General features: G+C 62.2%; 13 protein-coding genes and 1 pseudogene. 8 read left to right on the top strand and 6 right to left on the bottom strand.

Annotated elements, in window-relative coordinates; all coding sequences use genetic code 11:
* A pseudogene (locus tag B4383_RS25880) lies at positions 1 to 247 on the top strand (hypothetical protein); the annotation flags it as partial.
* Positions 248 to 343: 96 nt separating this feature from the next.
* Here the strand turns inward: B4383_RS25880 and B4383_RS25875 are convergent.
* The gene (locus tag B4383_RS25875) at positions 344 to 970 is read right to left on the bottom strand and encodes a helix-turn-helix domain-containing protein (protein ID WP_078288259.1); all 627 of its coding nucleotides are present in this window, start codon (positions 968 to 970) and stop codon (positions 344 to 346) included.
* An 80-nt stretch (positions 971 to 1,050) separates the two neighbouring features.
* Here B4383_RS25875 and B4383_RS25870 point away from each other — a divergent pair, with 80 nt between their 5' ends.
* The 3 genes from B4383_RS25870 to B4383_RS25860 all read left to right on the top strand — a co-directional run bounded on the left by B4383_RS25870 (position 1,051) and on the right by B4383_RS25860 (position 3,923).
* Complete coding sequence (locus B4383_RS25870) at positions 1,051 to 1,455, top strand: DUF1761 domain-containing protein (RefSeq protein ID WP_078288201.1); 405 nt, start codon at positions 1,051 to 1,053, stop codon at positions 1,453 to 1,455.
* A 6-nt stretch (positions 1,456 to 1,461) separates the two neighbouring features.
* Positions 1,462 to 2,343, top strand: coding sequence for an alpha/beta fold hydrolase (locus B4383_RS25865; RefSeq protein ID WP_078288200.1), 882 nt, complete (start codon positions 1,462 to 1,464; stop codon positions 2,341 to 2,343).
* 62 nt (positions 2,344 to 2,405) lie between these two features.
* Entirely contained in the window at positions 2,406 to 3,923 is a 1,518-nt protein-coding gene (locus B4383_RS25860) for an MFS transporter (protein ID WP_286150547.1), read from the top strand.
* 256 nt (positions 3,924 to 4,179) lie between these two features.
* Here B4383_RS25860 and B4383_RS25855 read toward each other — a convergent pair whose 3' ends face one another.
* From B4383_RS25855 to B4383_RS25845, 3 genes are all read right to left on the bottom strand, one after another.
* Positions 4,180 to 4,659: a hypothetical protein gene (locus B4383_RS25855; protein WP_078288198.1), complete on the bottom strand. Its 480-nt coding sequence runs from the start codon at positions 4,657 to 4,659 to the stop codon at positions 4,180 to 4,182.
* Between the two features lie 155 nt (positions 4,660 to 4,814).
* Complete coding sequence (locus B4383_RS25850; protein ID WP_139361065.1) at positions 4,815 to 6,317, bottom strand: NAD(P)/FAD-dependent oxidoreductase; 1,503 nt, start codon at positions 6,315 to 6,317, stop codon at positions 4,815 to 4,817.
* A 76-nt stretch (positions 6,318 to 6,393) separates the two neighbouring features.
* Entirely contained in the window at positions 6,394 to 7,401 is a 1,008-nt protein-coding gene (locus B4383_RS25845; RefSeq protein WP_078288197.1) for an AraC family transcriptional regulator, read from the bottom strand.
* Between the two features lie 108 nt (positions 7,402 to 7,509).
* Here B4383_RS25845 and B4383_RS25840 point away from each other — a divergent pair, with 108 nt between their 5' ends.
* From B4383_RS25840 to B4383_RS25830, 3 genes are read left to right on the top strand one after another with little or no spacing between them, the layout of a single operon-like run.
* On the top strand, positions 7,510 to 8,535 hold the full coding sequence (locus B4383_RS25840; protein ID WP_078288196.1) for an alcohol dehydrogenase catalytic domain-containing protein: 1,026 nt from the start codon (positions 7,510 to 7,512) through the stop codon (positions 8,533 to 8,535).
* Entirely contained in the window at positions 8,528 to 9,658 is a 1,131-nt protein-coding gene (locus B4383_RS25835; RefSeq protein ID WP_078288195.1) for an alcohol dehydrogenase catalytic domain-containing protein, read from the top strand. Before B4383_RS25840 ends, B4383_RS25835 begins: the two co-directional genes overlap by 8 nt.
* A gap of 23 nt (positions 9,659 to 9,681) precedes the next feature.
* On the top strand, positions 9,682 to 10,098 hold the full coding sequence (locus B4383_RS25830; RefSeq protein WP_078288194.1) for a tautomerase family protein: 417 nt from the start codon (positions 9,682 to 9,684) through the stop codon (positions 10,096 to 10,098).
* Here the strand turns inward: B4383_RS25830 and B4383_RS27510 are convergent.
* A complete protein-coding gene (locus B4383_RS27510; protein ID WP_353615640.1) occupies positions 10,016 to 10,465 on the bottom strand; it encodes a hypothetical protein in 450 nt (149 codons plus the stop codon). The two genes, B4383_RS25830 and B4383_RS27510, sit on opposite strands and share 83 nt — an antisense overlap.
* Here B4383_RS27510 and B4383_RS27505 point away from each other — a divergent pair.
* A complete protein-coding gene (locus tag B4383_RS27505; RefSeq protein WP_353615641.1) occupies positions 10,424 to 10,861 on the top strand; it encodes a hypothetical protein in 438 nt (145 codons plus the stop codon). The genes B4383_RS27510 and B4383_RS27505 overlap by 42 nt on opposite strands.
* Before the next feature lie 52 nt (positions 10,862 to 10,913).
* Here the strand turns inward: B4383_RS27505 and B4383_RS25820 are convergent.
* Positions 10,914 to 12,267 (bottom strand): AAA family ATPase (locus tag B4383_RS25820; RefSeq protein ID WP_139361064.1); only part of this gene is annotated, 1,354 nt, incomplete at its 5' end.

Genomic DNA, 12,267 nt, shown 5'->3' with positions numbered 1-12,267 from the left:
GATCGATGTGCCCCGGGACCGGGGTGCGACTTTTGAGCCGCGGATCGTCAAGAAACGCCAACGCCTGATCAAGGCTCGGGGCCATTTCCCCTCCGAGCAGGCTGCCCTGAAATGCCTCTACCTGGTGACCCGATCGCTGGACCCAACCGGCGTTGGCGGGGCACGATGGACGATGCGGTGGAAACCTGCTCTGAATGCGTTCGCGATCACCTTCAGTGACCGATTCCCGGCAGCTGAAACCTACTGATGGAAACCGCCGGAACACCGTTAACGAGATAGTCCCTCCCCTGGGGACCATTGCCAGTGGCAATGGGTGCACAACCGCGGTCGCTCGTCAGCGGCTTCACGATGCTTGGAAAAAGCTTCGCAGGGAGGACTCGTCGCCGTCAATGTCAACGAGTGCTCTGATTTCATCCAGAGACAACACGCCCGCTGCGAGCCCCAGAACAAGATGGGCGTTGGCGGTGAGAACCGCGTCAAGCTCTCGTCCGTCGGGTTTGCTGATGTCGATACCGGAGTCGGTGGCGCGTAGTTGGATCATGGCGCCGTCGACAACGATTGCCACGGTTGCGGATTGGTTGATGGGTAGGCGTCCGTCGAAAAGGGCGGGAAGCGCGATGAGGAGCCATTCCGGGCGGAATTCGTCGTTTTCGGGTCCGCGGATCATCAATGGGGTGGACCAGCGGACGAGAGCGTTGATGGGCTCGCGTAGCTGTAGACCCCACTCGGTGAGGGCGTAGGTAATTGCACTGGAGTCGCCGGACAGCTGCCGCTCGATCACGCCGGCGGTTTCGAGGTCGCGAAGCCGGTCAGTCAGCAGGTTCGTTGCGACGCCGGAAAGTCCTTCACGGAGTTCTCCATACCGCGCAGGTCCCATCAGGAGCTGGCGGACAATCAACAGATTCCACCGGTCACCCACCACATCCAGGGCCCGGGCAAGCCCGCAGTACTGGCCGTAATCTCGACTCATCACCTTCTACTTGCTATTTTAAAGTTGGCTTGATTATATCAGCGGATAATACGGGAAATTCTACGAGGGAGGGGTTGGCAGTGGAACTCGATTGGCTGGCCGTCGTCATGGCCACTGTGGTCGGAATGGCTGTGGCGGGTGCCTGGTACGGCAAGGTATTCACCACCCTATGGTCGACATTGACGGGGGTAGTCGCGGAGGACTCCAAGAAGGCCAGCCGAAGGAATATGGCCCTGCTGCTTGTCGCGAACGTAGTGACGGCGGTGGGCCTGGCAGTCACCATCGAGGTTGTGTCGATGGCCGCAGGCAGTGATGCGTTGTGGCTGGCACCGCTGGTCGGTTTCGCAGCGTGGTTGACGTTCTCGGCCACCACACTTCTCCAGCACAACGCTTTCGAATTGAAGCCTGTGCGATTGACCTTGCTCAACAGCGCCTATCAGCTCGTGTTGTTTCTCGGCATGGCCCTCACGATCGGGCTGGTGTAGCCATACATGGCAATCGCAGAGCGACCCGCGTGGGTCGATGACGAACTGTTCCCGTTCGAGAGCCGTTTCCTCGACATCGACGGGCACCGCGTGCACTACGTGGACGAAGGTTCGGGGCCGACGTTGCTGTTCCTGCACGGCAACCCAACCTGGTCGTTCGACTACAGCACGGTGATCGCATCCCTGCGAGCGGATTTCCGTTGCGTCGCAGTCGACTACCCCGGATTCGGGCTCTCGACGGCAGCGTCGAGATACCGGCATCTACCCATCGAACACGCAGAGATTATCGATGCGTTCGTGGCGACGCTCGGATTGAGCAACGTCACCCTGGTGGGCCATGACTGGGGCGGACCGATCGGACTCTCGGTGGTGCAACGCCGGCGCGAAACCTTCGACCGGCTGGTGCTCGCCAACACCTGGGCATGGCCGGTCAGCGACCCGCTCATACAAGTCATGTCGCACGTGATGGGCAGCCCAGTTGGGCGGCTACTGATCCGCCAACTCAACCTGTTCGTCAACGTGATGATCCCAATTGGGCACCGGCTAACCACACCGACCAACAGGCAGATGGACCACTACAGGAAGGCCCTCGACGGCCCGTCGCGACGGGAGGCTTCTGCGGTTTTCCCTCGCGAGATCACTTCCAGCCGAGCTTTTCTCGCCGACATCGAGGCCAGGCTAGGCGATATCGAAGCATTGCCGACGTTGATCATCTGGGGTGACGGCGACTTCGCCTTCGGCGACAAAGAACTGCGGCGGTGGCAGCAGACCTTCACCGATCACGAGACTGTCATCGTCAACGGTGCCGGTCATTTCGTTCCCTCCGACGCTCCCAGCCAATTCGCCGCGGCGATCCGCCGCTGGTACACACGGTCGGGCTCGCAATGACATTCGATTCGGCTCGTCTCTTGGGTAACCACCGCCACGACAACCCTTTCCGGAGCCAGTCCGTGAACCGCAAGGCAGGTATTCTGGCCGCTGTCTATGCTGCGGTCCTCGCCATCAACCTCGACGTCACGATCGTCAACGTCGCCTTACCGAGCATCGCCGTAGAACTGCATGCCGACACCCGCGGCCTGCAGTGGGTCGTCGATGGCTACAACCTGAGCTTCGCCGCGCTCGTCCTCGCGGCCGGCAGCCTGTCGGACCGCTACGGACGCCGCCCGGCCCTGATCATTGGACTGCTTGGGTTCGCCGCTACCAGCGTCCTCGGGGCGCTAGCCACTAGCACCGGGACGTTGATCGCGGCGCGGTTCAGTATGGGTATCTTCGCCGCGCTGATCTTTCCCACCACACTGTCGATCATCACCAATACCTTCCCGGACCGCCGTCAACGCGCCACCGCGCTCGCAGGGTGGGGTGCCGTCGTTGGCGTTGGGGTCGCGGCCGGCCCAGTCACCGGCGGCCTTCTGCTCGAACACTTTTCATGGAGCAGCGTTTTCTGGGCGCTCGCACCGTTGGCCTTGCTGGCGGCGGTGCTCGCATACCTACTAGTGCCGGAGTCACGCGACCCCGGCGTGCCTGCGCTCGATATCCGAGGTCTCATCACCTCGATTTCCCTGCTCGGGGTCTTGGTCTACACCATCATCGAGGCCCCGGTCCGGGGCTGGCACAGCCACGCCACGGTGTTCGGTCTCGTGACTGCGGCAGCTCTGGCATTGGCGTTCGTGACGATTGAGCAGGCAGCCCACCACCCGATGCTCGACATCAGGCTCTTTACCGATCGCCGATTCAGTGCCGCCAGCGCATCTGTGACAGTCACCTTCTTCTCTCTGGCAGGCTTCATCTTCCTCATCACCCAGTACTTTCAGGTTCTACGCGGGTTCAGCCCGCTCGACACCGGACTCCGGATCCTGCCCGTCGCACTGTCGATCGCGATCGGTTCTGTCTGCGGCGGGCTGCTCGCACCACGCATGGGTACCCGCACCGTCGTCGTCGCCGGACTGATCTCCTTCGGCACCGCGATGGCGTGGATCGCCGGCAGCATCGACACCGACACCCCCTACGGAACGATCATCGTCCCCCAGATGCTGCTCATGGGGCTCGGCATCGGGCTAGTATCCACTCCTGCAACCGAATCCATCATGCTTGTCCTCCCACCATCTAGGGCCGGCATCGGCTCAGCTGTCAACGACGCCACCCGCGAACTGGGCTCAACGCTCGGTGTCGCTGTCGTCGGCTCCCTGTTCTCATCCATCTTCGGCGCCCGCCTTATGGACAGCGCTTTCGCGGCGACCGGCAAAGCAAGAGAAGCCGCCGACTCGGTACAGGTTGCGTTCGCGATGACCACCAACAACCCCACACTCGTGGCCGCCACGCAACAGTCATTCCTGGCCGCGCTCACGGCGGCCTGCACTCTGATAGCCGGTCTTTGCTACCTCGCTGCTGCCGTGGGTGTCGCGGCGTTACCGGGCCGACGGTTTCAACCACCGCTCGCAACGGATGTCGCCGCGCTGAGTGACCGGTAGTACAGCTACCTGCCAACCGAAGAGAAACTTGCCCCAGATCGGATGAGAACGGACAACGATCTGTCGCATTTTGATTTGATCTGTCGTACGGCTCTTAGTATTTGGGATGTGTAGGCGTCTCGGGCGCTGGTCGCGCCACATGCTGCTAGTGACGTTGACGTGGAATTCGTCGCCGATGGTCAACGACCAGCAGATCAGCTCTTTCACCGACTACCCGCTTGCACTATTGATAGTTCACTAGTGACGTTGTCGTTCTCTAGGTACGGCTTTGCGCACCGAAACGGCGTTTGCCCAGCCTGGGGTCGTTCGCCCAGATCAGAAACAGAATGATCCCTTCGATCACGTGGACCCAGGAACCGAAGACATCGACCCCGAGGTGGTGACGCACACTTTCTCCGCCAACGAGTCCCAGAGTGCCCCACGCGATGTAACACACGGTGGCCACGAGCGCGTAGACGATGGTCCAGTCGCGGCGTAGGACTGCGACCAGGCCGAGGCCACCGGTGATGAAGTGGCAGGCAGCGTGGCACAAATTCAAGGTGACCGGCACGAACCCGAACAGGATTGTCGTTTTCAGCATGTGAGTGGAGAACATGCCGGGATAAATCATGTAGGCGAAAATGCCGTTGGTGAAGAACCAGAATGCCATCATCCAGATTCCGAATTGGATGGGTGTATTGGTGAGCGCGTTGACATAGGTGGTCATCACGGCGCGGACGGTGCGCAAGCGAATCATGACGGGGTGTTCTTTCTCTGAGTGGTGATGCGGTCGAAGGCCCCGTGTTGCCACGGGCGGCGAGGCTATCGGCTCGGACCATTCGGCAGCCACTCCATCTCGACGACGCTCTAGGCCCGTTGCCCGGTGCACACATTGGGTAGTGCTCTGCTCCGTCAGGGCTCGACGCAAGACCGTGCGAACGCAGGCGAGACAGGCTTGAGGGTGCGGGCGAAGTCGTTGCGCAGCGTGCCGATGGCGTCTGGGACGTAGTTCTGTTCCATCTTCCACGGCGTACACGTGGACTGCTTCGGAAACGCTCCGACCGACCGCCGCACATATCCGGAGGTGAGCCCAAACAGCGGCAGCGCCTCCATCGAATCGTCAGCGACTGGCGTGACGGCGTCGAGATCCTTCGAGGCCATCCAGTTCAACACCTTGCACACCAACCGCGATGACAGGTCGGCGCGCAGCGTCCAGGACAGCCGTGTGTAGCCGATGCAGAACGCGAAGTTTGGAAGCCCAGAGACCATGGCACCTTTCCAGACGAACTCGTCTGCGAAATCCACGACATGCCCATCGATACGGGGCTCGATGCCGCCGAACGTCGACAGCTGTAGCCCGGTCGCGGACACGATAATGTCGGCCTGCAACACCCGACCGGAGGTGAGCCGGATGCCGTCAGACACGAACTCTTCGATGGTGTCGGTGACAACTTCGGCGTGACCGGCTTTGATCGCCTTGAAGATGTCCGCACCGGGCGCTGCGCACAGGCGCTGTTCCCACGGGCGGTAGGTCGGAGTGAAGTGCTCCTCGACAGCTTCCGCACCCAGGATGCGAGTCGTTTGAGACTGCAGCAGGGTGCGGGCGCGTTTCGGAAAGCGCTCACAGAACTGGTGGAATCCGATGCTGAATGCCACGTTTTTCGCGCGCGCCACGCGATGAGCCACCTGTTCCGGGAGGTGCTGGCGCAGCCAGTCGGCCTTCTTGTCCCGGCTCGGAACGGCGCTGATCCAGGTCGGGCTGCGCTGCAGCATCGTCACATGCGTCGTCTCCGATGCCATCGCTGGAAGCAGCGTGACCGCTGTGGCGCCGGACCCGATGACAACGACCTTCTTGCCGTCATAGTTGAGGTCTTCGGGCCAGAACTGTGGATGCACGAACTGGCCCCGAAAGTTCTCCTGCCCCGGGAACTCTGGCGCGTGCCCCGTCTCGTAGTTGTAGTAGCCCGCACAGGCGTAGACGAATCCAGCAGTGACCGAGGTAATCTGCCCGTCCCGCTCAACGGTGATGTTCCAGCGTCGGTCGCGGCTCGACCAGTCAATTGAGGTGACTTTCGCGCCGTAGCGAATGTTCTGGTCAATGCCAAACTCTTCAGCGGTCTCGCGGATGTAGCTCAGGATGGAGGCGCCGTCGGCGATGGCTTTTGCGTCTTTCCATGGCTTGAACGGGTAGCCGAGGGTGAACATGTCCGAGTCCGAACGGATACCCGGGTAGCGGAACAGGTCCCAGGTGCCGCCGAGGGTGTCGCGGGCTTCGAGGATGACGTACGACATGTTGGGGCATTCAGTCTGCAGCCGGTAGGCGGCACCGACACCGGACAGGCCAGCGCCGACGACCAGAATGTCGACGTGCGCCGGAAGCGATGCCGTCCCCGACACCGTTTCGCGAGTTTTCATGCGTCAACAATCGTCCGCTCAACCTCTGCAATTTTGTCGCCATACGACATTCAATTGTCTTCTGACGACAAACGCCTTAGTGACGGTGTTGGCGCGTCTGTGACGGGGTGGCGTTCCACCAACGGCGCGCGGCGCGAGTGAACGACGCCTGTTCGTTCATCCCGATCATCGCCGCAATCTGCCCCACCGGCAGTTCTGTGCCGATCAGCAGCCGCAGCGACTTGTCGCGGCGTTCATCGTCGACAATCTGCTCGAACGAGGCCCCCGCGCTCGCAAGTTGTCGTTGCAGTGTGCGGGGATGAAGTAGGAGCAGACGGGCAACCGCGTTTAGGTTCGTGGAGCCGGTGCCGAGCGATTCCTGGACCGCAGTGCGCATCCGGGAGACGACGTCTTGGCCGCGGGTGGCGCTGCGCCGTGCAAGGTAGGCGAGCGCGAGTTGATGGATGGTGTCATCCACCCCGCGCAACGGCGTGGCGAGCACATCACTGGCTAGCCGCAGCATCACCCCGCCCCGCACCCGACCACTGTGCACCGGCGCGCCGAAGAATTCCCGGTACGCCGCAGGCGGGGCCGCGGGTTCATACGGGAGTTCGACGCTGCGCAACTTGTACGGGCCGCGATTCAGGTAACTGATGACCCTGTGCGCAGACCCGACACCCAGGTCACCGGCTTGCACAGGTCCCGAGCGGCCGGCCGGCCGGTATATCAGCGCGACCGTGTCAGGTTTACCCAGCGGGTCCGTCTTGGTAGCCAGACTGACCATCCGGCTGTGCACCGAGATGTAGCGGGTCAAACAGTCAACCGCGTCCCCAATAGTGGGCGAATTGGTGACCGCGACCGCCAACGGTCCAAGAACCGACAACGACTGCGCGGACGCAAGCCGCAAGCCAAGGTCAGGGGCGTTGAGCTGGGCCGCCGCCTCTTCGAGCATCGCGGTCGTTGCAGGCGCATCAATGAGAACGTCGTCCTGACCTAGACATTCAGGTGGCAAACCGAACCGCAACACCAAGTCCACCGGATCGCCGTTCAGCCCTGTCACGACCTCACGGAAGCCGCGCAAAGTCGCGGAACGAACAACAGTCATACCCGAATTGTCGCCCAAAGATAAGCCTTTGTCGTATAAGGACAAAATTGCGTGTCGCGTCGGCGAAAACTAAAGGCCACATCGTCCCCGACATCAGGAGCAACTCACATGCGCGCCTTGACGTTTGTTGGTCCCCGCGAACTGCGATTCGACGACGTCGACGCACCGGTACTCATTGACCCCGCCGACGCCCTGATCCGGCCTATCGCGGCCACCACCTGCGACTTGGATCAATGGACCATCCAGGACAAGGTGCCCCTTGCGAAGCTCGGCCCCTTCCCCATCGGCCACGAATGCGTTGGCCGTGTCATGGAGGTCGGTCCCGGCTGTACGCTCAACATCGGCGACATCGTCTCAGTTGCCTGGCACATCGCTTGCGGCACCTGCGCCGAGTGTCAGCTCGGTCACCCGGCCCGTTGTCTCAAGCACGGTGACGCCCAATACGGCCTGCCTATCAACGGCCAGTGGGGCGGCACTTTTTCCGAACTCATCCGCGTCCCCTTCGCCGACTACAACTGCCTGACTATTCCCGCCGGTATCGACCCCATTCACCTCGCTTCGCTGAGCGACAACCTTGCCCTTGGGTGGGAGACGACAGTTCCAACCCTGCAGAAGGCCGGCATCGATAACCCTGAAATCGCCGTCTTTGGAGGCACCGGATCCATCGGCCTCTATGTCGCCCAGGTCGCCGCCGCCCTGGCCGGCGGCCGCACCGTGTTCTACGACGACGACCCTGTCCGTATGGCCGTGGCCGAGAAGATCGGCGCTGAAGTGCGTGATATCAACGGCCCCATCGAAGACCAGTACGACCTGGCTGTCGACGCTACCTGCGACGCCGAGAAACTCCGCAAGGCCCTGCTATCAGTGCGCCCTGAGGGCTACGTCAACAGCGTCGGCATCTACTTCCGCGACGTGTCACTGCCACTGCTCGCGCTCTATCAGCGCGGGGTGAACTTCCACAACGGCAAGGGCCACGCCCGGCCCGCCATGGACCCTATCCTGGAGAACGTCATCAACGGCAAGCTGCAGCCGGAACTGGTAACCAGCGGCGTGTACGCCTGGGAACAGATCCCGGACGTACTCGCGGGCGAAAACCCGGGCCACAAACCGATTTTCACTCTGCCTGATGCGTGAGCTGACATTCGTACGCGCTGGTCGCCTGCAGTGGTTCGAGCGGCCCGAACCCACCCTGCAGGCAAGCACGGACGTCCTCGTCCGCCCGTTCGTGGCTAGCCGGTGCGATGGTGACACCCTGCCGTTGCATCGGCCGGTGTCATTGCCGATGCAGGCAGGACTCAAACTCGGTCTCATCGACCCGGTCATCGGTCACATCGTGGGATCTCGACCGTTCAAGGGTCCGTTCGGAATTGGGCACGAATGCATCGCCCAAGTCACCGCCACGGGAAACGACGTCGCCGACCTTAAGGTGGGTGATGTTGTGGTTGTGCCGTGGGCGCTGTCCTGCGGCACCTGTCCGCAGTGTCTGCGCGGCTTGACTGCGAAGTGCTCCACCATGGGCGCGATCAGCCCAGGTAAGACATTGGCCGCGTTCGGCTTTGGCCCCCAATGCGGGCCGTGGGGCGGCATGGTCACCGACATGCTGCGCATCCCGTACGCCGGTCACATGCTCGTCAAAGTGCCGGAGGGTCTCGATCCGCTGCGCATCGCTGCCGCCAGCGACAACCTCTCCGATGCGTGGCGTGCCGTCGTGCCAGCCCTACAGCAGCGGCCCGGCGGCCGGGTGCTCGTGCTCGGTGGCGGCGGCAAAAGCATCGGCCTCTATGCCGCTGGTCTCGCGGTCGCTCACGGGGCTGAGGTCGACTACACCGACCAAGATCAAGACCGCCTCGCTATCGCCGCCGCCCTTGGCGCCCGCGTCCACCTCGTCACCAAACTCGGCTCCGCAGCGCGACGGTCGGGATACGACATCGTCGTAGAGGCCGCATCAACGGGCAGGGGTCTTCGCGAAGGGCTCCGCGCCCTCGCCCCCGGCGGAGTGTGTGTCGGCACTGGCTACTACGTCAGCACCAACACGAAGCTGCCCGTCATGGACATGTACGCCACCTGCGCCACCCTGCAGGTCGGCGTCTCCCACGTACGGCCCGTGCTCCCCGAACTACTTGCGTACATCGCCCACACGGGCTTCAAAGCCGAACGCGTTACCACCCTCCTGGCCGACTGGGATGACGCCCCCGCCGCCTACGCCGAACGCACCACCAAAGTCGTGTTGCACCGGCCCCCGCTCGACCTCAACTAATACCACCTCAACCAAGGAGAGAAATGCCGCAAATCCAGTTGACCGTCCCCGCAGGCGCTTTGACCGACGAAGGCCGCACCACCATCCAGCAGGAGCTGGCCCGCACCCTGCTCAAGTGGGAAGGCGCCCCCGATAACGACTTCTTCAAGGCCCTCAGCTGGTCTTACCTGTACGAACTGCCTGCAGGTGCACAGGTGACCGCGGCCGACGCCGAGCCCCGGTTCCGTGTTGATGTGACCGTTCCGCAGTTCGCGCTCAATGACGACCGGAAGGCCGGACTAGCCAAAGAAGTTACCAGCCTCGTTCTCGCCGCCGCCGGCCTCGGTCTCGACCAGGCGCTGCGCGTGTGGGTCCTCATTAATGAACAAACCGACGGCACCTGGGCCGTCGGTGGCCAAATCTTCCGTCACGCCGACCTCGTCGCACTGGCCAAGGGCTGATCGATGAAGCATGGGTTACGTCGACCGGAAGTTCGCCGAACACGAGATCGCGCTGTTGACCCAGATAGGACCGCGGCCACAGACGGTGAAAACTGTTACATTCCTTGTTATTCCGGTTCGGGCGGAGGCGTGCCGCAGTGCGCCGCACCGTATCCTTTCCCAGAACTGGGTTGTTGGCGGCAAAGCCCGAACCGAGCGGGAAGAACGGGACAAACGCGATATTGCGCGTGGTGCACTCGTCCAGCAGGGACTGCGACGATCGGTCAACGAGGTTTGAAGGCGTTTTGTACGTACACGATTTCGGTGTGTTCGGTCGCAAAAAGAAGTGACCGAGACTGATATTGCTCAGACCGATACCGGCGATCAAACCTTCGTCCCTGGCTTGGATCGTGCTGGTCAGCTGACGTTCGAATTGCCTACGGTTCAATCGACTTGGCTGGTTGGGATCGCCCGCCTCGATGTCATGGCGGAACTCGTCGGGTTCCTGGGCAGGCAGCCAACCTCCAGTGTCAGTGCGCCGGTTACCCACCTTGCTGACCAGTGCCAACTGCTGCGGACACGGATACAGCGCCGTGTTGATGAGCTCGTTGGCGACATCGGGCCCGTAGAACTGCGCCGCGTCGATGTGATCGACGCCCAGCTGCACTGCTCGCCGCAACACCCCAAGGCCCGCTCCCGGTCCTGCGGTGGTCCAAACACGCCGGGTCCTGGCAGTTGCATGGTGCCGAAGCCGATCCGTGCCACGGGGATTGAACCCAAGTGAAATCGTTGCATGTCGTCTCCTTGATCTAGCGCTCGCGCCATACCGGAGAGCCCTACGAGGCTGACAAGACCGCCTCGATCTGAGCTACCGACTCTGCGACTGGCCGGCTGGTGTCGATGGGATGCGCCGTGTCTGACGTGCTCACGGCCGCGCCGAAGGCGGCGGCGACGTCAGAAGTGGCGTCCGAGAGCGTAGGCCCGCGGTGAGCAATTCTGTTCTGGGCAGCAGAAAGCGGCAAGTGGCATTCGAATTCATATAGCAGGGCGTGTGTTTCGCGGGCGAGACAGCGGGTCTGCTCTTGCTGATGAGGGTCACGCCATGTTCCATCGAGGATCACTGACTGGCCACGCGTCAGGAATTCTCGCGCACGCTGCAGCACGGTCTCGTACACCGTTGCGACATTCTGTGCGGAGTACAATCCACTGTCGAGGGTGCCAGAATCGCCAACTATGGCACCTTGCTCGTGCAGCTGTTGGCGCACTGTATCGGTCGAAAGTACCTGCGCTCCCGTCTTTTCCCCCAATGCAGTAGCGAGCGTTGTCTTTCCGGTACCTGGCCCACCGCCGATTCGGATCAGCCGCACCGCGCCCGCCCGAAGTCGCTGGCGCGCTAATTCAAGGTGCGCGACTGCCTCTGCCGCCGACGCCGGATGCCCCTGCGTGAATCGGATGCAGTCCACCTTCGCCCGGACCACGGCACGGTACGCAATGTAGAAATGCCACAACGATTGTGGAGTATCGATTCGGGCCGACCGCGCGTACTGATCGATGAAGTAATCGGCCAGATCGTCGCGGCCTAGGAACGCTAGATCCATCGCCAGGAACGCTGCGTCATCGACACAGTCGACGTAGCGTAGGGAATCGTCGAACTCCAAGCAGTCCAACATGACAGGCCCGGTAGATACACAGAAGATATCCTCGGTCAGCAGGTCGCCGTGGCCATCAACGATCAGACCTCGACCGATTCGCTCGGCAAAAAGCGGATGCCGGCCCCGGATGAATTCACTCGACAGTGTTCTTATTTCACGGACTGCGTCATCGCTCACCACGGATCCCGCGAAGCCGTCCAGGACAGCGATGTTCTCCTCCCAGCGGGCCGCAACGGCGTCGACTGCTCCTGATTCGCTGATCGCGGCGCTGCGTTCGGCTGCGGCGTGAAAGTGTGCCAGCGCCTCAGCGATGGCGACAAGATTCGGCTCGACGTCTGTTCCGGTTCTCACCATCGTGGCCAGTCGCGCGGAGTCCGGGTAGCGACGCATCACTATCACGGGCTCGCTGGCACCGCCCGCGGGATCAGACAGGTGAGCCACACCCAGATAGCTATCCGGCGCCAGCCTGCGATTCAGGAAAACTTCCCGATTACAGGCACTTTCGCGTAACTCCACGGTACTGAAATCCAAGAAATCG

The organism is Mycobacterium sp. D16R24 (assembly GCF_002013385.1).
In the GTDB taxonomy this organism is placed as follows: Bacteria; Actinomycetota; Actinomycetes; order Mycobacteriales; family Mycobacteriaceae; genus Mycobacterium.
Note: the sequence above shows the minus strand (reverse complement) of the source record. Positions and strands in the feature narration are given on the sequence as shown.

What these genes read in the sequence shown, in the direction of transcription:
- B4383_RS25855 (WP_078288198.1), bottom strand. Translation starts at nt 4,659, where the DNA reads ATGATTCGCTTGCGCACCGTCCGCGCCGTGATGACCACCTATGTCAAC.
- B4383_RS25835 (WP_078288195.1), top strand. Translation starts at nt 8,528, where the DNA reads ATGCGTGAGCTGACATTCGTACGCGCTGGTCGCCTGCAGTGGTTCGAG.
- B4383_RS25830 (WP_078288194.1), top strand. Translation starts at nt 9,682, where the DNA reads ATGCCGCAAATCCAGTTGACCGTCCCCGCAGGCGCTTTGACCGACGAA.
- B4383_RS25840 (WP_078288196.1), top strand. Translation starts at nt 7,510, where the DNA reads ATGCGCGCCTTGACGTTTGTTGGTCCCCGCGAACTGCGATTCGACGAC.
- B4383_RS25845 (WP_078288197.1), bottom strand. Translation starts at nt 7,401, where the DNA reads ATGACTGTTGTTCGTTCCGCGACTTTGCGCGGCTTCCGTGAGGTCGTG.
- B4383_RS25850 (WP_139361065.1), bottom strand. Translation starts at nt 6,317, where the DNA reads ATGAAAACTCGCGAAACGGTGTCGGGGACGGCATCGCTTCCGGCGCAC.
- B4383_RS25865 (WP_078288200.1), top strand. Translation starts at nt 1,462, where the DNA reads ATGGCAATCGCAGAGCGACCCGCGTGGGTCGATGACGAACTGTTCCCG.
- B4383_RS25875 (WP_078288259.1), bottom strand. Translation starts at nt 970, where the DNA reads ATGAGTCGAGATTACGGCCAGTACTGCGGGCTTGCCCGGGCCCTGGAT.